24 protein-coding genes are annotated in these 24,270 nt (G+C 71.6%); 10 read left to right on the forward strand and 14 right to left on the reverse strand.

Annotated elements, in window-relative coordinates; all coding sequences use genetic code 11:
• Nucleotides 1-268 precede the first annotated feature (268 nt).
• Nucleotides 269-868, reverse strand: a complete 600-nt coding sequence (locus H489_RS28920) for a biotin transporter BioY (RefSeq protein ID WP_017887271.1) — start codon at nt 866-868, stop codon at nt 269-271.
• 115 nt (nt 869-983) lie between these two features.
• Here H489_RS28920 and H489_RS28925 point away from each other — a divergent pair, with 115 nt between their 5' ends.
• Entirely contained in the window at nt 984-2,582 is a 1,599-nt protein-coding gene (locus tag H489_RS28925; protein ID WP_031259783.1) for an ABC-F family ATP-binding cassette domain-containing protein, read from the forward strand.
• Nucleotides 2,583-3,172: 590 nt separating this feature from the next.
• On the opposite strand, the gene H489_RS28930 is transcribed toward H489_RS28925, so the two are convergent.
• Genes H489_RS28930 through H489_RS36880 form a run of 3 tightly spaced genes read right to left on the reverse strand, consistent with a single transcriptional unit; the run spans nt 3,173 to nt 4,898 of the window.
• Nucleotides 3,173-4,171, reverse strand: a complete 999-nt coding sequence (locus H489_RS28930) for an SURF1 family protein (protein ID WP_017887273.1) — start codon at nt 4,169-4,171, stop codon at nt 3,173-3,175.
• The gene (locus H489_RS0119105) at nt 4,168-4,476 is read right to left on the reverse strand and encodes a hypothetical protein (protein WP_081612300.1); all 309 of its coding nucleotides are present in this window, start codon (nt 4,474-4,476) and stop codon (nt 4,168-4,170) included. The genes H489_RS28930 and H489_RS0119105 overlap by 4 nt, the downstream gene beginning before the upstream one ends.
• Nucleotides 4,476-4,898: a DUF3099 domain-containing protein gene (locus H489_RS36880; RefSeq protein WP_051067389.1), complete on the reverse strand. Its 423-nt coding sequence runs from the start codon at nt 4,896-4,898 to the stop codon at nt 4,476-4,478. The genes H489_RS0119105 and H489_RS36880 overlap by 1 nt, the downstream gene beginning before the upstream one ends.
• 165 nt (nt 4,899-5,063) lie before the next feature.
• Here H489_RS36880 and fabG point away from each other — a divergent pair, with 165 nt between their 5' ends.
• Complete coding sequence (fabG, locus tag H489_RS28935; protein WP_031259788.1) at nt 5,064-5,777, forward strand: 3-oxoacyl-ACP reductase FabG; 714 nt, start codon at nt 5,064-5,066, stop codon at nt 5,775-5,777.
• Between the two features lie 91 nt (nt 5,778-5,868).
• On the opposite strand, the gene serB is transcribed toward fabG, so the two are convergent.
• Both serB and H489_RS28945 read right to left on the reverse strand, forming a co-directional pair.
• Nucleotides 5,869-6,507, reverse strand: coding sequence for a phosphoserine phosphatase SerB (gene serB, locus H489_RS28940; protein ID WP_017887276.1), 639 nt, complete (start codon nt 6,505-6,507; stop codon nt 5,869-5,871).
• Nucleotides 6,508-6,602: 95 nt separating this feature from the next.
• On the reverse strand, nt 6,603-7,844 hold the full coding sequence (locus H489_RS28945; protein ID WP_031259790.1) for a glucose-1-phosphate adenylyltransferase: 1,242 nt from the start codon (nt 7,842-7,844) through the stop codon (nt 6,603-6,605).
• 47 nt (nt 7,845-7,891) lie between these two features.
• Between H489_RS28945 and glgA the strand changes: the two genes are divergently transcribed.
• From glgA to H489_RS28960, 3 genes are all read left to right on the forward strand, one after another.
• Nucleotides 7,892-9,091, forward strand: coding sequence for a glycogen synthase (gene glgA / locus H489_RS28950; RefSeq protein WP_031259795.1), 1,200 nt, complete (start codon nt 7,892-7,894; stop codon nt 9,089-9,091).
• 9 nt (nt 9,092-9,100) lie between these two features.
• Nucleotides 9,101-9,883: an ABC transporter ATP-binding protein gene (locus tag H489_RS28955; RefSeq protein ID WP_017887279.1), complete on the forward strand. Its 783-nt coding sequence runs from the start codon at nt 9,101-9,103 to the stop codon at nt 9,881-9,883.
• A gap of 102 nt (nt 9,884-9,985) precedes the next feature.
• Nucleotides 9,986-10,234 carry a type B 50S ribosomal protein L31 gene (locus tag H489_RS28960; protein ID WP_017887280.1) on the forward strand — a complete coding sequence of 83 codons (249 nt, stop codon included), beginning with the start codon at nt 9,986-9,988 and terminating at the stop codon, nt 10,232-10,234.
• A gap of 178 nt (nt 10,235-10,412) precedes the next feature.
• On the opposite strand, the gene H489_RS28965 is transcribed toward H489_RS28960, so the two are convergent.
• Both H489_RS28965 and treS read right to left on the reverse strand, forming a co-directional pair.
• A complete protein-coding gene (locus H489_RS28965; protein ID WP_017887281.1) occupies nt 10,413-11,159 on the reverse strand; it encodes a 3'-5' exonuclease in 747 nt (248 codons plus the stop codon).
• Between the two features lie 35 nt (nt 11,160-11,194).
• On the reverse strand, nt 11,195-12,904 hold the full coding sequence (gene treS / locus H489_RS28970) for a maltose alpha-D-glucosyltransferase (RefSeq protein ID WP_017887282.1): 1,710 nt from the start codon (nt 12,902-12,904) through the stop codon (nt 11,195-11,197).
• 113 nt (nt 12,905-13,017) lie between these two features.
• On the opposite strand from treS, the gene H489_RS0119115 reads away from it, so the two are divergent.
• Nucleotides 13,018-14,094 (forward strand): alpha/beta fold hydrolase, encoded by a 1,077-nt coding sequence (locus tag H489_RS0119115; protein WP_081612294.1) that lies wholly within the window; start codon nt 13,018-13,020, stop codon nt 14,092-14,094.
• Nucleotides 14,095-14,099: 5 nt separating this feature from the next.
• A complete protein-coding gene (locus H489_RS28975; RefSeq protein WP_031259798.1) occupies nt 14,100-15,170 on the forward strand; it encodes a glycosyltransferase family 4 protein in 1,071 nt (356 codons plus the stop codon).
• 178 nt (nt 15,171-15,348) lie between these two features.
• Here H489_RS28975 and H489_RS28980 read toward each other — a convergent pair whose 3' ends face one another.
• From H489_RS28980 to H489_RS28990, 3 genes are all read right to left on the reverse strand, one after another.
• On the reverse strand, nt 15,349-16,080 hold the full coding sequence (locus H489_RS28980) for a hypothetical protein (RefSeq protein WP_017887285.1): 732 nt from the start codon (nt 16,078-16,080) through the stop codon (nt 15,349-15,351).
• A gap of 67 nt (nt 16,081-16,147) precedes the next feature.
• Nucleotides 16,148-16,786 carry a histidine phosphatase family protein gene (locus H489_RS28985; RefSeq protein ID WP_017887286.1) on the reverse strand — a complete coding sequence of 213 codons (639 nt, stop codon included), beginning with the start codon at nt 16,784-16,786 and terminating at the stop codon, nt 16,148-16,150.
• Nucleotides 16,787-16,825: 39 nt separating this feature from the next.
• On the reverse strand, nt 16,826-17,728 hold the full coding sequence (locus H489_RS28990; RefSeq protein ID WP_152427276.1) for a Sir2 family NAD-dependent protein deacetylase: 903 nt from the start codon (nt 17,726-17,728) through the stop codon (nt 16,826-16,828).
• Between the two features lie 163 nt (nt 17,729-17,891).
• Here H489_RS28990 and H489_RS28995 point away from each other — a divergent pair, with 163 nt between their 5' ends.
• Entirely contained in the window at nt 17,892-18,710 is an 819-nt protein-coding gene (locus H489_RS28995; RefSeq protein WP_017887288.1) for a TrmH family RNA methyltransferase, read from the forward strand.
• Here H489_RS28995 and H489_RS29000 read toward each other — a convergent pair.
• The 3 genes from H489_RS29000 to H489_RS29010 are packed head-to-tail and all read right to left on the reverse strand — an operon-like array spanning nt 18,707 to nt 22,190.
• Nucleotides 18,707-20,362 carry an AtzH-like domain-containing protein gene (locus H489_RS29000; RefSeq protein ID WP_017887289.1) on the reverse strand — a complete coding sequence of 552 codons (1,656 nt, stop codon included), beginning with the start codon at nt 20,360-20,362 and terminating at the stop codon, nt 18,707-18,709. The two genes, H489_RS28995 and H489_RS29000, sit on opposite strands and share 4 nt — an antisense overlap.
• Nucleotides 20,359-21,516 (reverse strand): acetamidase/formamidase family protein, encoded by a 1,158-nt coding sequence (locus H489_RS29005; protein ID WP_017887290.1) that lies wholly within the window; start codon nt 21,514-21,516, stop codon nt 20,359-20,361. Before H489_RS29005 ends, H489_RS29000 begins: the two co-directional genes overlap by 4 nt.
• Nucleotides 21,513-22,190: a FadR/GntR family transcriptional regulator gene (locus H489_RS29010; protein WP_017887291.1), complete on the reverse strand. Its 678-nt coding sequence runs from the start codon at nt 22,188-22,190 to the stop codon at nt 21,513-21,515. Before H489_RS29010 ends, H489_RS29005 begins: the two co-directional genes overlap by 4 nt.
• Nucleotides 22,191-22,337: 147 nt before the next feature.
• On the opposite strand from H489_RS29010, the gene H489_RS29015 reads away from it, so the two are divergent.
• Both H489_RS29015 and H489_RS29020 read left to right on the forward strand, forming a co-directional pair.
• The gene (locus tag H489_RS29015) at nt 22,338-23,633 is read left to right on the forward strand and encodes an amidohydrolase family protein (RefSeq protein WP_017887292.1); all 1,296 of its coding nucleotides are present in this window, start codon (nt 22,338-22,340) and stop codon (nt 23,631-23,633) included.
• Complete coding sequence (locus H489_RS29020) at nt 23,626-24,249, forward strand: DUF1097 domain-containing protein (protein WP_017887293.1); 624 nt, start codon at nt 23,626-23,628, stop codon at nt 24,247-24,249. Before H489_RS29015 ends, H489_RS29020 begins: the two co-directional genes overlap by 8 nt.
• Nucleotides 24,250-24,270: the final 21 nt, after the last annotated feature.

Raw genomic sequence — 24,270 nt, forward strand, 5'->3', positions numbered from 1 at the left:
CACCGCGCCTCCCGTCCGTTTGTGCGCACGCCACGCGCGGGGCGCGCCGCCGAGTGGTCGCAACCGCCCGCTCACGTTCGCCGAGTGGTCGCGTTCGGTCGGCTGACCCCGCTCCAGGCGACGGAACGTGACCACTCGGCATCCGGGCAGTGGGGAGTTGTGACCGCACTGACAGCCCGGCGCCGCGTCCGCCTGCCTGCCCGCCCACGCGCTGCGGACGCAGAACGGCCCCACACCGATCGGTGCGGGGCCGTACGCGTGCGAGGGGTCAGCGGCGGCCGACGGCCTTCCACGCGAGCGGCAGGATGCCGGCGGCGATGAGGGCCTTGGCGACGCCACCGATGATGAACGGGTACAGGCCGGCGGCGAGCACCGACTGGACGTCGTTCGGGGCGCCGAGCTGGCCGAGCGCCACGGCGAGGTACGGCAGGCCGGTCACGAACGGGATCGCGCTCGCGAGCAGCATCGCGACCGCGGCACGACCGACGTTGCGGTCCCAGTTGCGGCGGGCGAGCCAGCCGACGAGCCCGGCGGCCGGGATGAAGCCGATGACGTACCCGAAGCTCGGCAGGGCCAGGGCCTGCAGGCCGCCCTGCAGGTCGGCGAAGAACGGGGCACCCGCGAGTCCGGCGACGGCGTAGACGAGCAGCGAGAGCATGCCGCGACGCGCGCCGAGCGTCGCGCCGACGAGCACGACGGCCAGCGTCTGCCCGGTGATCGGGACCGGCCACATCGGGAGCTCGAGCTGCGCCATCGCGGCGGTGAACAGGGCTCCGCCGGCGACGAGGGCGGCGTCGGTGGCCAGCCCGTGCGTGCGCAGACGGTCGGCGAGGACTGCGCGGGGAGCGAACCCGGTGGCGTTCGTCATGGATTCTCCTAGAATGGACTGCTGGTTCCGTTCGGAACCATCGGTCCCGTCAGCGTAGCGGTGCACCTCACGCACACACCGTTGTGCAAACCCACCAACTGATTGGACGTCCACTGTGCTTGCCGTGCACGAACTCGAGATCCGCGTCGGAGCTCGTCTCCTCATGGAAGAAGTGTCCTTCCGTGTCGAGAAGGGCGACAAGATCGGACTCGTCGGCCGCAACGGCGCGGGGAAGACGACGATGACCAAGGCCCTCGCGGGCGAGACGCAGCCGAACGGCGGCACGATCGACCGCGGCGGGGAGATCGGCTACCTGCCGCAGGACCCCCGCTCCGGCGACCCGGAGGAGACGGCGCGGAAGCGCATCCTCGACGCCCGCGGGCTCGGTGAGCTCGTGGAGGGCATCCGCCTCGCCACGCTCGACATGGCGAGCGACGACGCGGCCGTCGCCGAGAAGGCGATGCGGCGCTACAGCCGTCTCGACGACCAGTTCAATGCGCTCGGTGGCTACGCGGCCGAGGCCGAGGCGGCCTCGATCGCGTCGAACCTGAAGCTGCCGGACCGCATCCTCGACCAGCAGCTCAAGACGCTCTCGGGTGGTCAGCGACGGCGCATCGAGCTCGCCCGCATCCTGTTCTCGGACGCCGAGACGATGATCCTCGACGAGCCGACCAACCACCTCGACGCCGACTCCGTCGTGTGGCTCCGCGAGCACCTGAAGACCTACCCCGGCGGCGTCATCATCATCTCCCACGACGTCGAGCTCGTCGAAGAGGTCGTGAACCGCGTCTTCTACCTGGACGCAAACCGCCAGACCATCGACATCTACAACATGGGCTGGAAGCTCTACCAGCGGCAGCGCGTCGCCGACGAGGAGCGCCGTCGCAAGGAGCGCGCAGGTGCCGAGAAGAAGGCCGCCACGCTCAAGGACCAGGCCGCTCGGTTCGGTGCGAAGGCCTCGAAGGCCGCCGCGGCGCACCAGATGGTCGCGCGTGCCGACAAGCTGCTCGCCGGCCTCGAGGACGAGCGCGTCGCCGACCGCGTCGCGAAGATCCGTTTCCCCACGCCGGCGCCGTGCGGTCGTACGCCGCTGATGGCCGAGGGGCTGTCGAAGTCCTACGGCTCGCTGGAGATCTTCGCCGGTGTCGACCTGGCGATCGACCGCGGCTCCCGCGTGGTCATCCTCGGCTTCAACGGTGCGGGCAAGACGACGCTGCTGCGCATCCTCGCGGGTGCCGACCAGCCCGACACCGGTGAGATCCAGCCAGGCCACGGTCTGCGCATCGGCTACTACGCGCAGGAACACGAGAACATCGACATCAACCGCACGGTGATCGAGAACATGGTGTCGGCGTCGACGGACCTCAACGAGACCGAGGCCCGTCGGGTGCTCGGGTCGTTCCTGTTCACCGGCGACGACGGCTACAAGAAGGCCGGCGTCCTGTCCGGTGGTGAGAAGACGCGTCTGTCGCTCGCGATGATCGTCGTCTCGGGGGCGAACGTCCTGCTGCTCGACGAACCGACGAACAACCTGGACCCGGCGTCACGCGAGGAGATCCTCAACGCCCTGGCCGGCTTCGAGGGCGCGGTCGTCCTGGTGTCCCACGACGCCGGCGCGGTCGAGGCGCTCAACCCCGAGCGCGTGCTGCTGCTGCCGGACGGCACCGAGGACCACTGGAACAAGGACTACGCGGAGCTCATCGAACTCGCGTAGCCGCTTGCGAGACGCCGTCGTGTCCACACGACGCCGCTGAGCCGTCGAGGCGCCGCCGGAGACGGCGGCGCCTCGCCGACGTGGGGGCGTGTCGCGATGACGACGGCGTCTTGCGCACCGGCCTCGGGGTCGGTCGTGTGTCGCGCCTCCCGTCCGCACGGTGCCGCGTTCGCGGTCCGGTGCGGTGTTGCGTGGTGGGTGCGCGCTTGTGGTGCTGCACGGTGCGGGGAAGCGCGCACGGGGTTGCGAGGTGCGCACGGTGCGGTCTGGAGGCGCGGTGCTGGTCGTGTGTCGCGCCTCCCGTGCGCACGGTGCCGCGTTCGCGGTCCGGTGCGGTGTTGCGTGGTGGGTGCGCGCTTGTGGTGCTGCACGGTGCGGGGAAGCGCGCACGGGGTTGCGAGGTGCGCACGGTGCGGTCTGGAGGCGCGGTGCTGGTCGTATGTCGCGCCTCCCGTCCGCACGGTGCCGCGTTCGCGGTCCGGTGCGGTGTTGCGTGGTGGGTGCGCGCTTGTGGTGCTGCACGGTGCGCGGAAGCGCGCACGGGGTTGCGAGGTGCGCACGGTGCGCTGACGCGCACACACGCCAGCGCGTCAGCGACGGGACGCGATGAGCTCGTCCTCGATCTCGGCGTCTGTCTTCGGCTTGAGGTTCTTGCGGCGTTCGCGCTCGAGGGCACGCTCGCGCTCCTCGGGGTCGTCCTGGTTGAGGTTCCGGTACTCCTGCACCATCACGTACGCCAGGAACCCGAAGCCCCCGGCGGCGAACAGGAACCACTGGATGAAGTAACTCAGGTGCAGCCCGGTGTCGGCGTTCGGGCGATCCCAGCCGAGCGGGCGGGCCTCGGTCGGGGCGGGGGACTCCGAGGCGAGCTGCCCGTACGCACCGGTCCAGATGGGGTCGTCGACCTTGTTCGCCACGTCGGCCAGGGTGACCGACTGCACCTGGTCGGTGTCCTTCGGGTCGGAGCGGCCGGGGATGCGGGGTTCGCTCTGCTGCAGCCGGACGACGGCGGTGACCTCGCCGGACGGGGGAGCGGGAACGTGGTCGGGGGCGTCCTGCGCGTTGCCGGTCGGGACCCAGCCGCGGTCGACGATGAAGGCGCGGCCCTCGGACGTGACGAGCGGGGTGAGGACCTCGAACCCGGGCTGCCCGTTGTGCACGCGGTTGCGGACGAGCAGCTGGGAGTCGACGTCGTACCGGCCGGTGACGGAGACCCGGAGCCACTCCTGCTCGTCCTGCCAGCTCGACGCCCTCGGCAGCGCCCGGTCGAGGGGGACGGGCGTGTGGTCGTAGTTCTGCGCGACCTGCTCGTTCTGCCGGACGGCTTCGTTGCGGCGGTCCCACTGCCACATGCCGAACAGCGTGCAGACGATGGCGAAGGCGACGGCGATCGCGAAGTACCCGAGCCAGCGGCGGCTCCGGACGAAGCGCCAGCCGACGAAGGGCTCGTCGGAGCGGCCGGGCGAACCCGAGTCCGAGCCCGATTCCAAGCCAGAGCCGGAGCCGGGGTCCGATCCGGCGGCGGCGCGCTGCAACTTGGCGGCGTGCTTGCGGCCGTACCGGGACTGCGGGTCGAAGCCGTCGGTCATCGCGAGGTGCCGGTGGCGCGCACCCCGACGTCGTTCTTCGGCGCTGCCACCGGGTCGCGCTCGTCGTCGAGGCGGTCGACGTCCTCGTGCATGCCGGTGACGCGCACCGGGAACGAGCGGGACCGCAGGTAGTCCGCCAGGAAGTCACGGTGCTCGTCGCACGCCGCCCAGATCTTCACGCGGTCGATCGCGTGGATGCGGGGGTTGCGCCAGTTCACGCGCCAGCCGGCCGTCGAGGTGCAACCCGCTCGCGAGCACACCGGGGTCGATCCGGGCTCGGTCTGCAGGTCGAACGTCGCACCCATCAGCGGGGCCCCCACATCTTCGATCGGTCGCCGTTGCGCTGCCACTCGTCCTGGGCGTGCTGCGCCTTCTGGCGGAGGCGGTCCTGTTCGTCGCGGTAGGCCTGGGCCCGTGCGTCCTCCTGCTGTTCGCGGAGGCGCGGGTCGACGGCGTCGTACAGCTCGATGGACCCGGCGGGGGAGATCATGTCGCTCTCGGTCCGGCTGCCGGCGTTCGCGATGACGACGGCAACCCAGGGGATCACCGCGGCGAGGACGATCGGGATGACCGCGAGCCACGAGTGCCAGGTCGAGTACACGAGCACGGCGGAGATGAAGAGGACCACTCGGATTGCCATCTGCCAGACGTAGCGGGACAGGCGGTGCGCCCGGTCCTGCTCCGGTGTGTCCGGCAGCGAGGTGATGCTCGTGTGCGTGCTCTTCATACAGATGGTCTCCGTCTACCCGTGGTCAAGCCTAATCCCGCCGGGCCGATCATGGGTGCGCCGCGCGCGAACCGGCAGGGTGGTCGGCTCCGGTACGCTCGTCCGGGCGTGTCCGCCGGGTCCCCGGCACCGCGTGCCGAGCAGAACCCACCGAACGGAGCGACCATGAGCACCCCCCGTACCGTCCTCATCACCGGCGGCAACCGCGGCATCGGCCGCGCGCTGGCCGAGCGGTTCGTCGCAGCCGGCCACCGGGTCGCCGTGACGTCGCGCAGCGGTCAGGGTGGTCCCGAGGGCGCGCTGACGGTGCAGGCCGACATCACCGACACGGCCTCCGTCGACGCCGCGTTCACGCAGGTCGAGGCCGAGTTCGGTCCGATCGAGGTCCTCGTCGCGAACGCCGGCATCACGAACGACCAGCTGCTCCTCCGCATGTCCGAGGACGACTTCACCAGCGTGGTCGACACGAACCTCACCGGCACCTTCCGCGTCGTCAAGCGCGCCACGAAGGGCATGATGAAGGCCAAGTTCGGGCGCATCGTGCTGATGTCGAGCGTCGTGGGTGCCTACGGCCAGATCGGCCAGGTCAACTACGCGTCCTCGAAGGCCGCCCTGGTCGGCATGGCCCGCTCGATCACCCGTGAACTCGGTTCGCGTGGCATCACCGCCAACGTCGTCGCGCCCGGCTTCATCCAGACCGACATGACCGCCGCGCTCTCCGACGAGCTGCAGGCCGAGTTCAAGAAGGCGATCCCGGCCGCCCGCTACGGCACGGTCGACGACGTCGCCGACGCCACGTTGTTCCTGGCGAGCGACGGCGCCGGGTACGTCTCCGGTGCGATCATCCCCGTCGACGGCGGCCTCGGGATGGGGCACTAGCCACCACCTGCGCACCGTTTCGTGCCCAGCGACCGTCCACGGGTGCTCGCGCGCCTGACGTGTCGCTGAGCGCGAAGACCAGCCGGTCCGCTCAGCCGCGCAGGCCGAGCGTCGCGAGCACGGCGGACAGGTCACGGTCGACGACCGCGACGTCCGCCTGCTCCCGCACGCGCGGCTTCGCGTCGAACGCGACCGACAGCGCCGCGACCCGCATCATCTCGAGGTCGTTCGCGCCGTCCCCGATCGCGATCGTCCGTGCCGGGTCGACACCGTCGGCGTCTGCCCACTCGCGGAGCGCGACGGCCTTCGCGTGCGCGTCGACGACGTCGCCGAGCACGCGGCCGGTCAGCACGCCGCCGCTGACCTCGAGCCGGTTCGCCCGGCAGTGGTCGAGGCCGAGCTGCTCGGCGAAGGGGTCGAGGACCTCGTGGAACCCGCCCGACACCACGCCGACGGTGCCGCCGGCGGCGTGCACGCCGCGGACGAGCTGGTCGGCGCCCCGCGTCACACGGACCGCCTGCTGCGCGCGGACGAAGACGTCTGCCTGGAGGCCCGCCAGGGTCGCGACACGCTCCCGGAGGCTCTCGGCGAAGTCGAGTTCCCCGCGCATGGCGCGCTCCGTGATCGCCGCCACCTGTGGCCGGGTCCCGGCGCTGTCGGCGAGCAGTTCGATCACCTCGTCCTCGAGGAGGGTGGAATCGGCATCGAGGACGACGAGGAAGCGGGGCACGCACCAACGGTACCGACTGGCGGAGGCACGGCCGCGTCGGGGACGCGAGCCGTGCCTCCAGACCGTCCGTCCGGGGCTGCGCCCCGGGTGCGTCGTCACGCGTCGACGCGGACGCCCTTGCCCACCACGGTGATGCCGGACGCGGTGACGGTGAAGCCGCGTGCCTCGTCGGTCTCGCGGTCGACGCCGACCTGCGCACCCGGTGCGAGGACGACGTCCTTGTCGAGGATGGCGCGGTTGACGATCGCGCCGGCGCCGATGGTGGCGCGCTCGAACACGATCGAGTCGAGGACCTTCGCACCGGAGTCGATCGAGCACCACGGCCCGATCATGCTGCGCTCGACCTGGGCGCCCGACACCAGGCAGCCGAGCGACACGAGCGAGTCGACCGTGGAGCCGGTGTTGCCGTTCGCGTCGCGGACGAACTTCGCCGGCGGCAGGTTCGTCTGCTGGTTGAAGATCGGCCAGTCCTGGTTGTACAGGTTGAAGACCGGGACCGGGGCGATGAGGTCCATGTGGGCGTCGAAAAACGAGTCGATCGTGCCCACGTCGCGCCAGTAGTACTTGTCGCGGTCGGTGGACCCGGGGACCTCGTTGCGCTGCAGGTCGTACACGCCGGCGTCGCCGCGGTTGACGAAGTCGGGCACGATGTCGCCGCCCATGTCGTGCGCCGAGGTCTCGAGCTGGCCGTCGCGCAGGACCGCGTCGACCAGGGCGTCCGCGTTGAACACGTAGTTGCCCATCGAGGCCAGGATCTCGCCGGGGGAGTCGGCCAGGCCGATCGCGTCCTTCGGCTTCTCGAGGAACGCGTCGATCTTGGTCGGGTCGTCCTCGGCCACCTGGATCACGCCGAACTGGTCGGCGAGGCCGATCGGCTGGCGGATCGCCGCGACGGTGACGCTGCGGCCGGAGGCGATGTGCGCCTCGACCATCTGGTGGAAGTCCATCCGGTACACGTGGTCCGCGCCGACGACGACCACGATGTCGGGGCGTTCGTCGCGGAGCAGGTTGAGCGACTGCAGGATCGCGTCGGCCGACCCGGCGAACCAGCGCTTGCCGAGCCGCTGCTGCGCGGGGACCGACGCGACGTAGGAGCTGAGCAGCCCCTCCATCCGCCAGGTCTCCGCGACGTGTCGGTCGAGACTGTGCGACTTGTACTGGGTCAGGACCACGATCTTGTTGAGACCGGAGTTCACCAGGTTCGACAGTGCGAAGTCGATGAGACGGAAGTTGCCGCCGAACGGGACGGCGGGCTTCGCGCGATCGGCGGTGAGCGGCATGAGTCGTTTGCCTTCGCCACCGGCGAGCACGATGCCGAAGACCTTCTTTGGAGCCATGCCGCTCACAGTAGGCGTCAGCACTGGGAACCGGTTACCTTGAACCAGTGCGAGTCGATCTGCTGACCAGGGAGTATCCGCCGGAGGTCTACGGCGGAGCCGGTGTCCACGTGTCCGAACTCACCGCCGCGTTGCGGTCGGGAACGGAGACGGAAGTCCGTGTCCGGGCCTTCGGGGCCTTCCGTGACGAACCCGACGTGTGGGGCTACCGGACCCCGGACGGCCTCGGCCAGGCGAACGGCGCACTGCAGGCCCTGGGCACCGACGTGGCCATCGCGGCCGACGTCGAGGGCGCCGACCTCGTGCACTCGCACACCTGGTACGCGAACTCCGCGGGCCGGATCGCGCAGCTGACCTACGGCATCCCGCACGTCGTCACCGCCCACAGCCTCGAGCCCCTGCGCCCGTGGAAGGCCGAGCAGCTCGGCGGCGGCTACCGCCTGTCCAGCTGGATGGAGCGCGAGGCGTTCGAGAACGCCGACGGCGTCATCGCGGTCTCGAAGGCCATGCGTGCGGACATCCTGCGTTCCTACCCCTCGATCGACCCGGCGAAGGTGCACGTCGTCTACAACGGCATCGACATCGACGCGTGGAAGCCGACCGTCGACGAGGACGCCGTGCGTGCCCTCGGCATCGACCCGACGCGCCCGAGCGTCGTGTTCGTCGGACGCATCACCCGGCAGAAGGGCCTGCCGTACCTGCTCCGCGCCGTGGCGTCGCTGCCGTCGGACGTGCAGATCGTGCTGTGCGCCGGCGCGCCGGACACCCCCGAGATCCTGGCCGAGGTCACCGCGCTCGTCGAGGGGCTCCGCGCCGAACGCGAGGGCGTCGTCTGGATCGACCGGATGCTCGCGCACCAGGAGATCGTGAACGTGCTGTCCTCGGGCACCGTGTTCGTCTGCCCGTCGGTGTACGAGCCGCTCGGGATCGTGAACCTCGAGGCGATGGCGTGCGGGATCCCCGTCGTCGGCACCGGTACCGGGGGCATCCCCGAGGTGGTCGCCGACGGGCTCACCGGTCGCATCGTCCCGATCGACCAGGTGCAGGACGGCACCGGCACCCCGACCGACCCCGACCGCTTCGTGGCCGACCTCGCCGCGACCCTGGCAGAGGTGCTCGCCGACGAGGGGCTGGCGAAGCTCATGGGACGCGCCGGACGGCTGCGTGTCGAGACCGAGTTCACCTGGGACGCGATCGCCACCAGGACACGGCAGGTCTACGACCAGGTGCTCGGCCAGAACCCGTAGGCTGGTCGCATGCCCTCGGTCGTGCGCTTGTCAGACGTCTCCGTGGTCCGCAACGGGGCCACCATCCTCGACGCGATCTCGTGGGAGGTGCAGGACGATGAACGCTGGGTCGTGCTCGGCGCGAACGGTGCCGGCAAGACGACGCTGCTGCAGGTCGCCGGTGCCCAGACGTTCCCGACCTCGGGCGACGTCGAGGTGCTCGGCACCGAGCTCGGTGGTGCCGACCTGTTCGAGCTCCGCCCGCGCATCGGCTTCGCGTCGACCGCCCTGGCGCGTCGCATCCCGGTCACCGAGAAGGTCATCGACGTCGTGCTCACCGCGGCGTACTCGGTGACGGGGCGCTGGAACGAGGAGTACGAGGAGCTCGACGTCCGTCGTGCGCAGCGCGTGCTCGAGGAGTGGGGCCTGGGGTCCTTCACCGACCGCACGTTCGGCGACCTGAGCGACGGCGAGCAGAAGCGCGTGCAGATCGCCCGGGCCGTGATGACCGACCCGGAGATCCTGTTCCTCGACGAACCGGCCGCGTCGCTCGACCTCGGCGCCCGTGAGAGCCTCGTCCGCACCCTCGGCGGGTACGCCCAGAGCGCGGACTCGCCCGCCATCGTCATCGTGACCCACCACGTCGAGGAGATCCCGGCCGGGTTCACCCACGCACTGGTCCTCGCCGACGGCCACGTGCAGGCTGCCGGCCCCATCGACGAGGTCCTGACCGACCAGACCCTGACCGAGGCGTTCGGCATCGACCTCTCGGTCACCAAGGACGCCGGTCGCTACACGGCACGCGCCGCGTAGCGCTGCGATCCCGCCGTCTCTCTGGTATCGTGGACGGCTGGCGCAAGCCGACGACTTCCCGCGCAGTTCGCGCAATCCCACCACCGCTATCGAGGAATCTCCATGAAGACCGACACCCACCCCGAGTACCGCGCCATCGTCTTCCGCGACCTGGCCTCCGGTGAGACGTTCCTGACGCGTTCGACCGCGAACAGCGACAAGACCATCGAGCTCGACGGTGCGACCTACCCGGTCATCGACGTCGAGATCTCGTCCGCTTCGCACCCGTTCTACACGGGCAAGCAGCGCATCCTCGACTCGGCCGGCCGCGTCGAGAAGTTCAACCAGCGCTTCAAGGGCTTCAGCAAGTAAGCAGCCCCCACGCAACGTCGACGGGCGGTCCTCCTGCAGGAGGGCCGCCCGTTCGCGTTGTGCGGTGGCTCCGGCTGCCGCTGACCCAGGGCCGCGGGACACCGGTGTTCGCGCGTCACACCGGGTTGTGCGGGTGTTCGGCGCACGAACACCGGTGTCCCGCGCGGGCTGTGCGGGGTCAGGCGCCGTTGCGGTGCGGCCAGCGGCCGTCGGCGGTGAACGACGGGTCGCGCTTCTTGCGCATGTAGTCCTGGAACGACGCGGCCTGCTCGGCGCACCAACCGACCTGCTTGCGGTGGAGTGCTTCGGCGGAGATGCCGAGTTCGTCCGGGTACTTGCCCGCGATGGCCTGGGCGACACGCCCGGCAGCGATGGCGTCCGCGCCGGCGTCGTGGGCGTCGTCGAGCGTGACACCGTAGAGCTCGGACGCGGCTTCGAGCGTGCGCTTGCCCTTGCGGAAGGTGTCGAGCGCCTTGTCGATCACGAGCGGGTCGACGACGTTGCCGACGACGGGGGAGGCGAACCCGTGCCGCTTCGCTTCGCGGTCGAGGACGGTGAGGTCGTAGGGGGCGTTGTAGATCACCAGCGGGATGCCCCGGGCGAACACGGCTTCGATCGCGGCGATGATCTCGCCGACGACCTCGGCCGCGGGACGCCCCTCGGCCTGGGCACGTTCGGTCGTGTACCCGTGCACGGCCGCGGCACCCTCGGGGATGGGGACGCCCGGGTCGGCGATCCACGCGCCCTCGACGATGGAGGCCCCGGTCATGTCGATGAGTCCGACGTGGGCCGTGACGATGCGGGCCGTCTCGACGTCGACCCCGGTGGTCTCGAGGTCGAAGACGCCCAGCGCGTGCCACCAGGGGCGACCCGTGAGGTCCTGGGACGGAGCGGGTGCGTCGAGCTGTGCTGTGGGGAACGTCACGCGGTCAGGCTAACGGGACGCACCGACACCCCCGACTACCGGGTCGGCGCGCCGACGTGCAGCCAGTAGAACGACTGCGTGCCCATGGTGAGCGTGACGGTGCCGTCCTCGTCGAACGACGGGAACGAGCTGCCGCCGAACAGGTCGTAGAGCGGGCGACCCGCGAACTCCGGCGCGGAGATCGTGACCGAGGTCGGGTTCGTCGCGAACGAGAACACGCACAGGACGTCCTCGGCGGACGGCCCGAACTGCTGCCCGGAGCCCTCCCACGAGCGGACGAAGGCGAGCACCGAGTCGTTGGAGGTCTCCTGCACGTTCAGGGAGCCGAGGCCGAACACCGGGTGGGCCTTGCGGGTGTGGATGACGTTGCGGACCCAGTGCAGCAGCGAGCGCGACTGGGCCAGCTGCGCCTCGACGTTGACCTGCGCGTAGTTGTACACGAGCGACTGCACGACGGGCAGGTAGAGCTTGCCCGGGTCTGCGGTGGAGAAGCCGGCGTTGCGGTCCGGCGTCCACTGCATCGGCGTGCGGGACGAGTCGCGGTCCGGCAGCCAGATGTTGTCGCCCATCCCGATCTCGTCGCCGTAGTACAGGAACGGTGAACCGGGCAGCGAGAAGAGCAGCGCGTGGATGAGCTCGAGCTCGGCGCGCGAGTTGTCGAGCAGGGGAGCGAGACGTCGGCGGATACCGATGTTCGAGCGCATCCGCGGGTCGTAGCCGTACCAGCCGTACATCGCCTGCCGGTACTCCTCGCTCACCATCTCGAGCGTGAGCTCGTCGTGGTTGCGGAGGAAGACGCCCCACGCGGCGCTGGCTGGCACGTCGAGGGTCTCGGACAGGATCGCCTTGAGCTCGGCGGCGTGCTGGGCGCGGAGCGAGTAGAAGATGCGCGGCATCACCGGGAAGTCGAACGCCATGTGGCACTCGGGTTCCTCGTCGGTGCCGAAGAAGGCTGCGGTCTCGCGCGGCCACTGGTTCGCCTCGGCCAGGAGCACCCGGCCGGGGTACTCGTCGTCGACCATCGCGCGGAGCTTCTTGATGAACTCGTGCGTCTCCGGCTCGCCCTCGCCGTTGCCCTCCTCCGACTCGAACAGGTACGGGATCGCGTCGAGCCGGAGGCCGTCGACGCCCATGTCGAGCCAGTGCCGGACGACGTCGTAGATGGCCTCGATGACGGCGGGGTTCTCGAAGTTCAGGTCGGGCTGGTGCGAGAAGAAGCGGTGGAAGAAGAACTGGCGTCGGACCGGGTCGAAGGTCCAGTTGGACTCCTCGGTGTCGACGAAGATGATGCGGATGTTCGAGTAGTCCTCGTCGGTGTCGCGCCAGACGTAGAAGTCGCCGTAGGGGCCGTCCGGGTCCTCGCGGGACTGCTGGAACCACTCGTGCTGGTCGCTGGTGTGGTTGATCACCATGTCGATCACGATGCGCATGTTCCGCTCGTGCGACTTCGTGACGAGCTCGCGGAAGTCGTCGAGGGTGCCGAACTCCGGCAGGATCGCCCGGTAGTCGGCGATGTCGTAGCCACCGTCACGCATCGGCGACTGGAAGAACGGCGGCAGCCACAGCGCGTCGACGCCGAGCCACTGCAGGTAGTCGAGCTTGCCGATCACGCCCTGGATGTCGCCGATGCCGTCCCCGTTGGAGTCGACGAACGACCGGATCATGCACTCGTAGAAGACCGAGCGCTTGTACCACTGCGGGTCGAGCGTCAGGCCGGGCAGCTGGATCGGGGCTGTGAAGGTCACCGTGCTCCTCGTCGTCGTCGACGGACCGCTCGACGGCCCGCCCCGGACACGATAGGCGCGAGATGCTGCGGGTGTCCGGGGATTCGTGCGGTTCGCTCCCTAGACTGACGCCGATGCAACCGCCCGTGCTCTCCCCGTACCAGTCGTTGATGGCCGCCACCCCGGTCGTGCACCGGGCCGTCCAGGTCGACGGCCGGACCACGCACTACTGGGTCTACGGGCCCGAGGACGCGGATCGCACCGTGCTCGCAGTGCACGGGTTCCGCGGGGACCACCACGGCCTCGAGACGATCGCCGCGCACCTGGAAGGTGTCCGCGTGATCGTCCCCGACCTGCCCGGCTTCGGCGTGTCCGATCCGCTGCCGGTGTCCGACATCGACGCGTACGTCACCTGGCTGACCGGGTTCCACGCCGCGCTCGGGCTCGGGCGCGACACCGTCGTGCTCGGGCACTCGTTCGGGTCGATCGTGGTGTCGGCCACCGTCGCCGCCGGTCTCGACACCCGGCTGCTCGTGCTCGTCAACCCCATCGCCGCCCCGGCACTGCAGGGTCCGCGTGCCGTCGGGACCGCGATCGCGATCGGGTACTACCGTGCCGGCGCGGTGCTGCCGAAGCCGATCGGGCTCGGGATCCTGCGGAACGGTGCGATCGTCCGGGCGATGAGCATCGCGATGCTGAAGTCGCACGACCCCGTCGTCCGCCGGTGGGTCCACGATCAGCACGACCGGTACTTCTCGGCCTTCGCGAACCGTACGAGCGTGCTCGAGGCGTTCCGCACCTCGGTCACCCACGACGTGTCCGAGTACGCCGACCGGATCGACGTGCCCGTGTTGCTCGTCGCGGCGGAGCACGACGACATCACCGCCGTGCCCGAACAGCGTGCACTCGCCGAACGCCTGCGGGACGCCGAGCTCGTCGTGATCCCGGGTGTCGGGCACCTGGTGCACTACGAGACACCGGCTCTGGCCGCCGCCGCGGTGCTGCGCCGGATGGCGGACACGGCCGCGCGCCCTGGACGGGGCCGCGGCACCAGGGCGGGCCGACCGTCGGGGGCGGGGCGGGCCTCCCGGACGACCGCCGGGAAGGCGACCGAGGCGAAGACGGCTCCGGCGAAGTCGAACACCACGAAGCCGAACGCCGCGAAGGCGACCGAGGCGACGGCGAGCGACACGAAGGAGACCGACGCGTGACGCGCCTGCGCATCGGGATCGACTGCCGGTACGTGCGGATCGGTCGGCACGACGGCATCAGCCGGTTCACCGCCGGAGTGGTCGCGAACCTGCCGGACCGACACGACTTCGTGCTGCTCGTCCATGACGAGCGCCAGCTCGAGTCGCTGCCGCCGGACCTGCCGTGGGAGCTGCTGCCGGCGCCGACGGACGCGGGGGAGCCGCTCGTCGCCCGGCGGGTCAACCGTCTGGGGCTCGACGCGGTGTTCTCACCGATGCAGACGATGGGGTCGCGCGGGCGCCGGTACGCGCTCGTCCTGACGCTGCACGACCTGATCTACTACCGCAACCGCACGCCCCCGCGGGAGTTCTCGTGGCCGCTGCGGCTCGGCTGGCGGGCGTTCCACCTGTCGTGGGCGCCACAGCGGTTCCTGCTGAACGGTGCGGACGGGGTGGTGACGGTGTCGGAGACGACCGCCGGGCTGATCGCCGAGCACCGGTTGACGAGCCGACCCGTGACGGTCGCGTACAACGCGGCCGACCCGGCGACGCCACGGGCGACCGGAGCGCCGCGCGAGCGCTCCCTCGTCTACATGGGGTCGTTCATGCCGTACAAGAACGTCGAGACCCTGGCGGCGGCGCTGCCGCTGCTCGGGGCGGACTGGACGCTGCACTGCATGTCGCGGGTGTCCGGTGCCGACCGGGCGCGACTCGAGGGGCTCGCTCCCGCGGGGACGATCGTCTTCCACGACGGCGCGACGGACGAGGAGTACCTGTCCGTGCTCCGTTCGGCCACGGCGCTGGCGACCGCGTCGTACGACGAGGGGTTCGGCATCCCGCTCGTCGAGGCGATGGGCGTCGGGACCCCGGTCGTCGTCAGCGACATCCCGATCTTCCGCGAGATCGGTGGCGATGCGGCCGAGTACTTCGACCCTGCGTCGCCGTCCGCCGTCGCCGCGGCCGTCCGGCGGGTCGAGGACCGGTGGGACGAGGCTTCGCTGCGGTCGATCGAGCGTGCTCGGCGGTTCCGGTGGCAGGACTCGGCGGAGCAGGTCGTCCGGGCCGTCGAGCGGGCCGTGGGGGACCGGCGGGCCTGAGAGCGGGCGCGGGCGGGCGCCGGCGCGGGCTCGGGGCGCTGGCGCGGTCTCGCGGTTCGGGGCGCTGGCGCGGTCTCGCGGTTCGTGGCGATGCGGAACGACGCTGCCGATGTCGTACGACGTCGACCGTGTGGTTCCACGTCGCCCGGCCGCGACCACCGCACCACACCTCCTTCCGCTACTTCCGCGCGATCACCTGCACGTCCGCCCCGGGGAACACCTTCTGCGTCTCCTCGGTCACCCGCGACACGATGGGCGGCACCGCTGCTCCCCGCCCCGGGGTCCGCACGACGATCGACTGGTCCCGTGCGGTGTCGGACGGGTCGCCGCCGCGCTCCCACGAGCAGCGGACCGCGGTGACCCCGCCGATGCGGTCGAGCGTGTCCGCCAGCGCGAGTCGCTTCGCCGCGACCTCCCCGGCTCCTGTGACGCCGATCTGCAGGCTGCCGAGGTCGGCGATCACGACGACGCGGACGCCGTTGCCACCGGACTCGTCGGCTGCTCGGCTGATGGCGGCGACCAGGTCACGTCTGGCAGCGCGGTCGAGCGAGGGGTCGGCGCGGACCGTCGCGACCGCGTCGTAGCTCGCGAACCCGGTCTTGGCCGGGGCGTGGTGCCGCACCTCGATGACGCCGGGCAGGTCGTCCACCCGCGTGTCGAACCGGTCGAGCGCGACGTCCGGCCGTGGGAAGACCCCGCCGATGCCGTTCTGCACGCTGCCGATGATCGACCCGAGCACCACGGCGATGACCGCGGCCACGACGAGGACGCTCCCGCCGATGACGAACCAGGTGCGGGCGCGGGTGCGCGTGGGGATGCTCGCCGTCTCCGGGCCGAACACGCGGTCGAGGTCGTCGTCGGACGGATCGGGGGCATGCCGGCCGTGTCGGCTGGTTCCGTCGTCGGACATCTGGCTCCCGTCACCCTGGGTTGCGGGTGGTCCCCGGTGTGCGGGTGCGTCGGAGCGTAGTCCCCGGTCAGCCCCGGCGTTCCAAGGGGTTCTGGTACTCGAACGCCGAGCCGCCGGTGGCGTCGGAGACGTCGTCGATCGGGTCGTCGAACCGGACGAGTTCGGCGTGGAAGCGCTCCGGGTCCCACCGGAACGAGTGGATGGACCCGTTCCGGATCGGGGTGTGGCCGCGGTCGGCTGTCCCGGGGGCTGCGGCGTTGACGACGCTGCGGATCACCGCGCCGTGCGTCGCGACCACCACGACGCCTCCGTCGAAGCGCACCGCGATCTCTCCGAGGGTCTCGGTGATCCGCGCGAGCAGGGCGGAGCGGGACTCCCGACCGGGGATGTCGTCGTGCGGGTACCGGGCGGACACCTCGTCGTCGGTCAGACCCTCGGCCTCGCCGTAGGACCGCTCGGCCAGGCCCGGGTACGTCGTCGGGGCGTCGAGTCCCAGGTGATCGGCGATGATCGCACCCGTCTCGGCGGCGCGGGACAGCGGGGAGGCGACCACGGCGTCGAACGGCCGGAGGGTCAGGAGTTCGGCGGCCTCGGCGGCCTGCCGTCGTCCGGTGTCGTTGAGCGGGATGTCGGTGGAGCCCTGGATGCGGCGCTGCGCGTTCCAGTCGGTCTCGCCGTGGCGGACGAGGTACAGGAGGGTCGTCACCCGACGATCTTCGCAGACGCGACCGGCGGACCCGTCCGGCTACTCGGAGGAGCGCGAGTCCGCGCGCGACGCTGCGGGTGACGCCGCGGGTGACTCCGCGGGCGACTCCGCGCGCGACGCCCCCGCTGCACTGAGCCGCTCCGCCAGGTGCACGAGCGTCTCGGTGGTGCCGGCGTCGAGCTTCACGGCCGCCCGGCGGTCGCTGCGGGTCTCACCGCGGTTCACGATGACCACCGGGTTCTTCCGGCGTGCCGCGTGGTCGACCAGCCGCACGCCCGAGTTCACGGTGAGGGAGGACCCGACCACGAGCAGCGCGTCGGCGTCGGCGACGATCGACACGGCCTCGCGGAACTTCTCGGCCGGCACGAACTCGCCGAAGAAGACGACGTCGGGCTTCAGGTCGCCGCCGCAGACGGAGCACGCGGGCACGACGAACCGTTCGACCTCGGTGATCTCGACGTCGCCGTCGGGCTGCAGCTGCACGGACCCGGGCTCGTCGATCCAGGGGTTCGCCCGGTCGATGGTGGTGGCGAGGTCGGAGCGGGAGAACACCTGCCCGCACCGCAGGCACACGGCGCGGTCCATCGACCCGTGGATCTCGACGACGCGACGGGACCCGGCACGCAGGTGCAGGCCGTCGACGTTCTGCGTGATGACGCCGGCGACGATCCCGGCGTCCTCGAGCGCGGCGAGCGCCCGGTGCCCGTCGTTCGGCGTGGCGGCCGCGAAGCTCCGCCAGCCCAGGTGCGATCCGGCCCAGTACCGCTGGCGCTTCGCGGGGTCGGCGAGGAACTCCTGGAACGTCATGGGCTTCCGCACGACGCGTCCGGCTCCGCGGTAGTCGGGGATGCCGGAGTCGGTGCTGAGACCGGCGCCGGAGAGCACGGCGACGCGCTTGCCCGCGAGCAGCTCGACGACACGGTCGAGGTCGTCGGCGCTCACCGACCCGGAGGTGGCCCCGGAGGCCGCTCCGGTGGTCGGTCCGGTCGTCGACGCAGCATCATCCAGCACCCTGTTCACGGTACCCTCAACACCCGACCGTCCCGGTCACTTCCCGAGTGGAGCACCGGTGACGCCATCGCCGCACCACACCGAAACGAGCCCCGTGCACCCCGTCCGCATCGACTCCCTCGACGATCCCCGCCTCGATGACTTCGCCCGTCTGACCGACGTGGCGCTCCGTCGGGTCTCGGAGCCCGAGGGCGGCCTGTACATCGCCGAGTCGAACACGGTCATCGAGCGGGCGGTCCGCGCCGGTCACGTGCCGCGCAGCATCCTGGTGCAGGAGAAGTGGCTCGACACCGTCCTGCCGCTGGTCGCGGAGCACGACGGTCCTGTCTTCGTCGGTGCGGACGCCCTGCTCGAGGAGCTCACCGGTTTCCGCATGCACCGCGGTGCGATCGCTGCGATGCAGCGTCCCGAGCTGCCGAGCGTCGCCGACGTGGTGCGGGACGCGAAGGTCGTCGTCGTGCTCGAGGACATCGTCGACCACACGAACGTCGGTGCCGTGTTCCGCAGCGTCGCCGGTCTCGGCGCCGACGCGGTGCTCGTCAGCCCGCGCTGCGCCGACCCGCTGTACCGCCGGAGCGTCCGGGTGAGCATGGGCACCGTCCTGCAGGTGCCGTGGACCCGCATCGGCGACTGGCCCGCGGCGGGTGAGGAACTCCGCGCACAGGGCTTCCACCTGGCCGCGATGGCACTGACGGACGAGTCCGTCGACCTCGACGCCTTCGTGGCGGACCTGCCCGACAGGGTCGCGCTCGTGATGGGGACCGAGGGGCAGGGACTGACGCCGGCCGCGATCGCGTCGGCGGACACGACCGTCCGCATCCCGATGGCACACGGCGTCGACTCGCTCAACGTGGCCGCGGCGAGCGCCGTCGGTCTGTGGGCGGTCACCCACGCCCGGCGGCTCGCCTCCTAGCGCACCACCGAGACGGTCGGGAGGCCCGGGGCGGGCTGGTCCGGCAGCATGCGCCCGGCACGGATCACGAGGGCACGGTCGGTGTCCGGTCCGCCGACCAGGCACACACCGACGGGAGCGCCGGCCACGGTCATCGCCGGTGCGCTCACCGCGGGGAGCCCGCCGACGCTCGCGAGCGCGGTGATCGCCGTGGTGGCGGTCCGCGTGCGCTCGAGTGCTCGGGCGTCCGCGCCCAGCAGCGGTGCGGGCCCGGGGACGGTCGGGAACAGCAGGGTCCGACCGGCGAGGGCACCGCGGATCGTCGTGCGCACGGCGTCCAGGGCGGTGACGGCGTCGGCGGTCGCGTCGGGGTCGTTCGCCCCGGCCGCGCGGAACCGGTCACCGACCACGGCGCTCAGCGCTCCGGGGTGCGCGTCGATCCAGGGGCCGTGTGCTGCCAGGGCCTCGGCGGCCTGGACGAGCCGCAGCTGCTCCTGCAGGGCTCGGGGCTCCGGGATGCCGAGGTCGCGCAGTCGGACGGTGGCGACGGGTTCGTCGAGGGTCTCGACGAAGGCCGTGAAGGCCCGGGCGGTGTCCGGTTCGACGAGCGCGACGAGTTCCTCGGGGACGACGAGCACCGTCGCGTCGACCGCCTCGTCCGGCCCGGGCATCGGCGGGACGGTGGCGTCGAGGGCGGCGAGCAGCACCTCGGGGCTGCGGGTGAGCCACCCGACGGTGTCGAACGACGGCGCCAGGGGGAGCAGCCCGTCGCGGGACACCGTGCCGTGGGTCGCCCGGAGGCCCCAGAGTCCCTGGTACGAGGCGGGGACCCGCACCGAGCCCGCGGTGTCCGTGCCGATCCCGATCTCGACCATCCCGAGGCCGACGGCCGATGCGGATCCGCTGGACGAGCCTCCCGGCAGTCGGGTGGGGGCCGCGCTGTTCGGCGGTGTGCCGTGGTGCGCGTTCCGGCCGGTCAGGTTGTAGGCGAACTCGTCGGTGCGTGCGATCCCGCGGATCGACGCGCCGGCGGCGAGGAGCGCGGCGACCGCGGGGGCGGCCGTCGTCTCGACCGGTGCCTCGTGCAGGTACGTCGGGTTGCCCGCGCCGACCGGCTGGCCGGGCACGGCGTAGAGGTCCTTGACGGCGATGGTCAGGCCGTCGAGCGGCCCCACGGCGGTGGGTGCGACGAGCGGGTCGCCGACGGCCCGCCAGACGGTGGTGTCGACGGCTTTCGGGCGGCCGGTGACGTGGGCCGCTTCGATGCGCCAGCGGGGTCCGGCGCCGGTGTCGGTGTCGGTGTCGCCTTCGCCGTCGCGGCGCCAGAGCTGGGTCTGGAGGCCCTGCCCACCCGCGGCGAACCGGGACACCGACACGACGAGGGCGCGGTCCTCGGTCAGGGGGCGGACCTCGACGTGCGTCAGCGACCGGGTCGCGACCCCACCCCGTGCCCCGCGGAACGCGCTGATCGCGTCGTGCCCGACGAGCAGGCCGCGGTCGTCGCCGCGCATCGTGCCGGGGGAGTCGACGAAGGCGGCGTCGAGGGCGTCGAGGTCGTTCGCCAGCAGTGCCGTCTCGTAGGCGTGGATGGCTGCGAGCAGGCCGGCCGGGGCCTCGGGCGCGTCCGGCGTGGCCGGGGTGTGCGGCTTGGTCGACGTTCCGGGCGTGGTCATCGGGCGGGCTCCTCGAAGTCGGCCTTGCGGATGCGGGCGTGGACACCGGTCACCAGGTCCACCACCTGCGAGATGTTGAAGTCGGTCGCGGCGGACAGGTACGCGTACGCCAGGTGACGATCCATGCCCCAGCGGGCACCGAGGATCGCGACGGCGTGCCGGACGCACTGCCGGACGGCCTCGTCGAGGTCGGGGTCCATGCCGGTGGGCACCAGGAACTCCTGCGTCTCGGCGACGGGCCAGACCAGGTCGCCGAAGCGGGCGGCGGCCTCGGCTGCCGGGGTCAGGTCGAAGCGGATCGTTGCGCGGAGCGAGGCCTCCATCGCGGTGAGCGCCACCTCCCCGTCGCCCTGGGCGAAGTGCGGGTCGCCGACGTGGGCCAGCGCACCGGGGACGAGCACCGGCAGGTGCAGCTGCGAACCGACTTGTAGCAGGTTGACGTCGATGTTCCCGCCGTGACGACCGGGCGGGACGGAGTGCAGCCGCTCGCCGGGGGTCGCGACGCCCATGATCCCGAGGAACGGTGCCAGGGGGAAGTGCGCGAAGCGGTCGCCCGCGGCGGTGAGCGGGATGCGGCCGCGTCGACCCTGGGCGGTGTCGACGACGTCGGCGAAGACGCTCACCGTCGTGCCGTCGACCGGGAACTCGCCGTGCAGGGCACCGCGGCCGTGCCGGTTCGAGACCACGCCGTAGTGCACCCGGGGCAGGGTCTCGAGCACCGTCATGGTCAGGACGTCACCGGGGCGGGCGCCGCGCACCGCGATCGGACCGGACACCACGTGGGGGCCGTCCGCCGTGGGGTCGCGGTGTCCGGAGCGGGCGATCGCGACGGCGTCGGCGAGGACGTGCTCCGGGGCCACACCGTGGTCGCCGAACCAGGCGACGGGGTCGCTGCCCTGGTCGGGCAGGATCCCCTCGTGGCTGACGGTGTCGATGGTGACGGACTCCCCGGCACCGATCGTCAGGGCGGGGACGTCACCGTCGCTCGGCAGCCGGCCCCACAGGACGGTCTCCGGGTCGACGGGCAGGGAGTGGTCGCCGCGGACGGGCCCGGCGCCGGGCTGCAGGGTCGGGACCGCGGGGGCGGTGTTCTGGTGTGCGGTGGTGCGGTGTGCGGTGGTGCGGTGTGCGCTGGTGTGGTGTGCGGTGGTCATCGGTCCGTCCTCCGTTCGACCAGGTAGGCCACGTCGGCGAGGTGGTCGGCCATCGCCCGGGCCGCGCCGTCGACGTCGTGCTGCCGGATCCGCTCGAGGATCCGCTCGTGCCACTCGAACGACGACCGCCGCCCCTCGCTGGTGCTGTGCGACCGGGCGCGGACGTCCTGCACCCATCCGCTGCTGAGCTCGCACAGGGACACGAGCAGGGGGTTGCCCGAGGTGCGGGCGACCTGCACGTGGAAGGCGACGTCCTGCGCGAGCGACTCCTCCGGGCTGAGGCCCGCGTGCGTGGCGGCGAGGATGCGTTCCAGGGTGAGCAGGTCGGCCGCACCCGCCCGCGCCGCCGCGAGTCCCGCGACCTGCGGCTCCACGACCGTCCGGAACTCGGCGACGTGCTCGGCCCGGTGGTCCAGGTCGTCGCGGTGGTGGTCGAGCAGGGCCGACGCCTCCTCCGGCCTCGGCAGCACGACGGTGCCACGACCAGGGGTCCGGGAGACCAGGCGACGGCGCTCCAGCTCCTGCAACGCCTCGCGGATCGTCGTGCGGGACACGGCGAGGTCCTCGGCGAGGGTGCGTTCCGGCGGCAGCTTGTCGCCGGGCTGCAGGTCGTCGAGCACGAGCGTGCCGAGGTGGGCGGCGGTCGCCGCACTCAGGGTCCGTCCACGGTGCATGCCATCGACCGTAGGGCCCGTTGGTCTGCTTGGTTCATTGGTACGACCAACTTTTACACGGCCGTCACATCCGGCGTCGGAACCCGAAACACGGTGGGCGAATGGTGGAGCACACCCCGCCAGCACCGACCGGAAGAGAGGTCCGACGTGGACCTGGTCCTCACCAATGCACGGCTGACCGACGGCCGTTCCGTCGACCTCGTGATCACCGACGGCCTGATCGCCAGCATCTCCGACACGCTCCCCGGTGCCGCCGCTCCCGCTGGTTCCGCCCGGGTGGTCGACTGCGCCGGCCGCGTCGTCATCCCCGGACTCATCGAAGCGCACCTGCACGTCGACAAGGCCCTGCTCGACCGGGAACGCCCGAACCCCGACGGCACACTCGCCGGAGCCATCGCCGTCACGGGCGAGCTCAAGCGCGGCTTCACCCACGCCACCGTCCGCGACCGCGCCCGCACCCTGCTCGACCAGGCCATCACGAACGGCACGACCCTCGTCCGCGCACACCCCGACGTCGACCCGATCGTCGGGCTCACCGGCGTCGAGGTCCTGCTCGACCTGCGCGACGAGTACCGGGACGCCCTCGACCTGCAGATCGTCGCCTTCCCCCAGGAGGGCATCGCGAAGGCACCGGGCACGCTGGCCCTGCTCCGCCGGGCGCTCGCCGCAGGGGCAGACGTCATCGGCGGCTGCACCTACAACGAGCGCACCCTCGCCGCGTGCCACGAGCACGTCGAGACCGTCCTGGACCTCGCCGAGGAGTTCGGCGTGCCGGCGGACCTGCACGCCGACTTCGCCGACGACACCTCCGACCCGCGGTACGCGCTCGCCGGGCACATCGCCGACCGTGTGGCCGCCCGCGGGCTGCAGGGGCGGGTGGCGCTCGGCCACGTGACCTCGGTCGCCAGCCTGCCCCGCGGCGAGCGCCGGGTGCTGTTCGACCGCCTGGCCGCCGCCGGGGTCGCCGTCGTGCCGCTGCCCGCGACCGACCTGCACCTCGGCGGCCGGTCCGACGACCACGACGTCCGCCGCGGGGTCGTGCCGGTCCGTGAGCTCTGGGACGCCGGCGTCACGAGCGCGTACGCGTCGAACAACGTCCGGAACGCCTTCACCCCGTTCGGGAACGCCGACCTGCTCGACGTCGGGCTCCTGCTGGCCCAGACCGGGCACCTGTCCGGACCGGACGACCTGCGACGGGTGCTCGCGATGGCCACCACCGGTGCCGCGCAGGTCGTCGGCGTCGCGGACACCCACGGCATCCGGCCCGGTGCCGCCGCCGACCTCGTCGTGCTCTCCACCACGGACCCGGACGGCGTGCTGCTCGACCGGCCGGACCGCGCCCTCGTCGTCAAGCGCGGCCGGGTCGTCGCCGAGACCACCAGGACCACCCGACTCACCACCAGCCGCACCACGAACCGATCGAAGGAACTCAGCCATGCGTGAACGGATCCCGCACGAGATCGTCGCCTCCGTCCTGGCCGGTGCCACGGCGTTCATCGGGGGCAACGCCCTGCACCTGCCGACCTGGGCGATCTTCATCAGCTGGGCGGGGATGTTCCTGCTCGGCAGCAAGCCGACGCTGCGGAACGCCACCCGGCTCTGGGCCGCGATGCCGATCGGGTCGGCGTTCGGTCTGGTCATCGTCCTGCTCGACCAGCGGTTCGGCACGCTCTTCGGCGAGGGGCAGGCGGGGCAGAACACCGTGCTGGCGCTGCTCATCCTCGTCGTGAACTGCGCGCTGATGTACACCGGTCGCACGAAGCTGTTCGGGCTCGTCCCCGGGATGTTCCTCGGGTTCGCCTCGTTCTTCGCGACGTGCTTCGGCGGGTTCGGCTTCGACCCGGGGAACGCCTGGGCCGCCTGGGTCTCGGTCGTGCTGATGAACGCGCTCGGCCCGGTGTTCGCGTACCTGTCCCGTCGCCTGACTTTCGCGCGGCCCGAGACGACCGGCGCGGCCGATGTGGCCGACCCGGCCGTGGGTGCGCACCCCGCCAGCCCGGCCGCCCAGGCCCCTGCTCCGGAACGGCAGCCCGACCAGCCGGTCGCAGCCTCGGCCTAGGAGCGGACCGGTACGCTCGGG

It is taken from the genome of Curtobacterium flaccumfaciens UCD-AKU (assembly GCF_000349565.1).
Lineage (GTDB): Bacteria > Actinomycetota > Actinomycetes > Actinomycetales > Microbacteriaceae > Curtobacterium > Curtobacterium poinsettiae.

Bases quoted from the DNA above. Each gene is read 5' to 3' on its own strand.
- H489_RS29010 (WP_017887291.1), bottom strand. From the start codon at position 22,190: ATGCACCGTGGACGGACCCTGAGTGCGGCGACCGCCGCCCACCTCGGC.
- H489_RS28980 (WP_017887285.1), bottom strand. From the start codon at position 16,080: ATGTCCGACGACGGAACCAGCCGACACGGCCGGCATGCCCCCGATCCG.
- H489_RS28960 (WP_017887280.1), top strand. From the start codon at position 9,986: ATGAAGACCGACACCCACCCCGAGTACCGCGCCATCGTCTTCCGCGAC.
- H489_RS28955 (WP_017887279.1), top strand. From the start codon at position 9,101: ATGCCCTCGGTCGTGCGCTTGTCAGACGTCTCCGTGGTCCGCAACGGG.
- H489_RS29020 (WP_017887293.1), top strand. From the start codon at position 23,626: ATGCGTGAACGGATCCCGCACGAGATCGTCGCCTCCGTCCTGGCCGGT.
- H489_RS0119105 (WP_081612300.1), bottom strand. From the start codon at position 4,476: ATGGGTGCGACGTTCGACCTGCAGACCGAGCCCGGATCGACCCCGGTG.
- H489_RS0119115 (WP_081612294.1), top strand. From the start codon at position 13,018: ATGCAACCGCCCGTGCTCTCCCCGTACCAGTCGTTGATGGCCGCCACC.
- H489_RS28945 (WP_031259790.1), bottom strand. From the start codon at position 7,844: ATGGCTCCAAAGAAGGTCTTCGGCATCGTGCTCGCCGGTGGCGAAGGC.
- H489_RS28920 (WP_017887271.1), bottom strand. From the start codon at position 868: ATGACGAACGCCACCGGGTTCGCTCCCCGCGCAGTCCTCGCCGACCGT.
- H489_RS28930 (WP_017887273.1), bottom strand. From the start codon at position 4,171: ATGACCGACGGCTTCGACCCGCAGTCCCGGTACGGCCGCAAGCACGCC.
- fabG (WP_031259788.1), top strand. From the start codon at position 5,064: ATGAGCACCCCCCGTACCGTCCTCATCACCGGCGGCAACCGCGGCATC.
- H489_RS29005 (WP_017887290.1), bottom strand. From the start codon at position 21,516: ATGACCACCGCACACCACACCAGCGCACACCGCACCACCGCACACCGC.
- H489_RS29000 (WP_017887289.1), bottom strand. From the start codon at position 20,362: ATGACCACGCCCGGAACGTCGACCAAGCCGCACACCCCGGCCACGCCG.
- H489_RS36880 (WP_051067389.1), bottom strand. From the start codon at position 4,898: ATGAAGAGCACGCACACGAGCATCACCTCGCTGCCGGACACACCGGAG.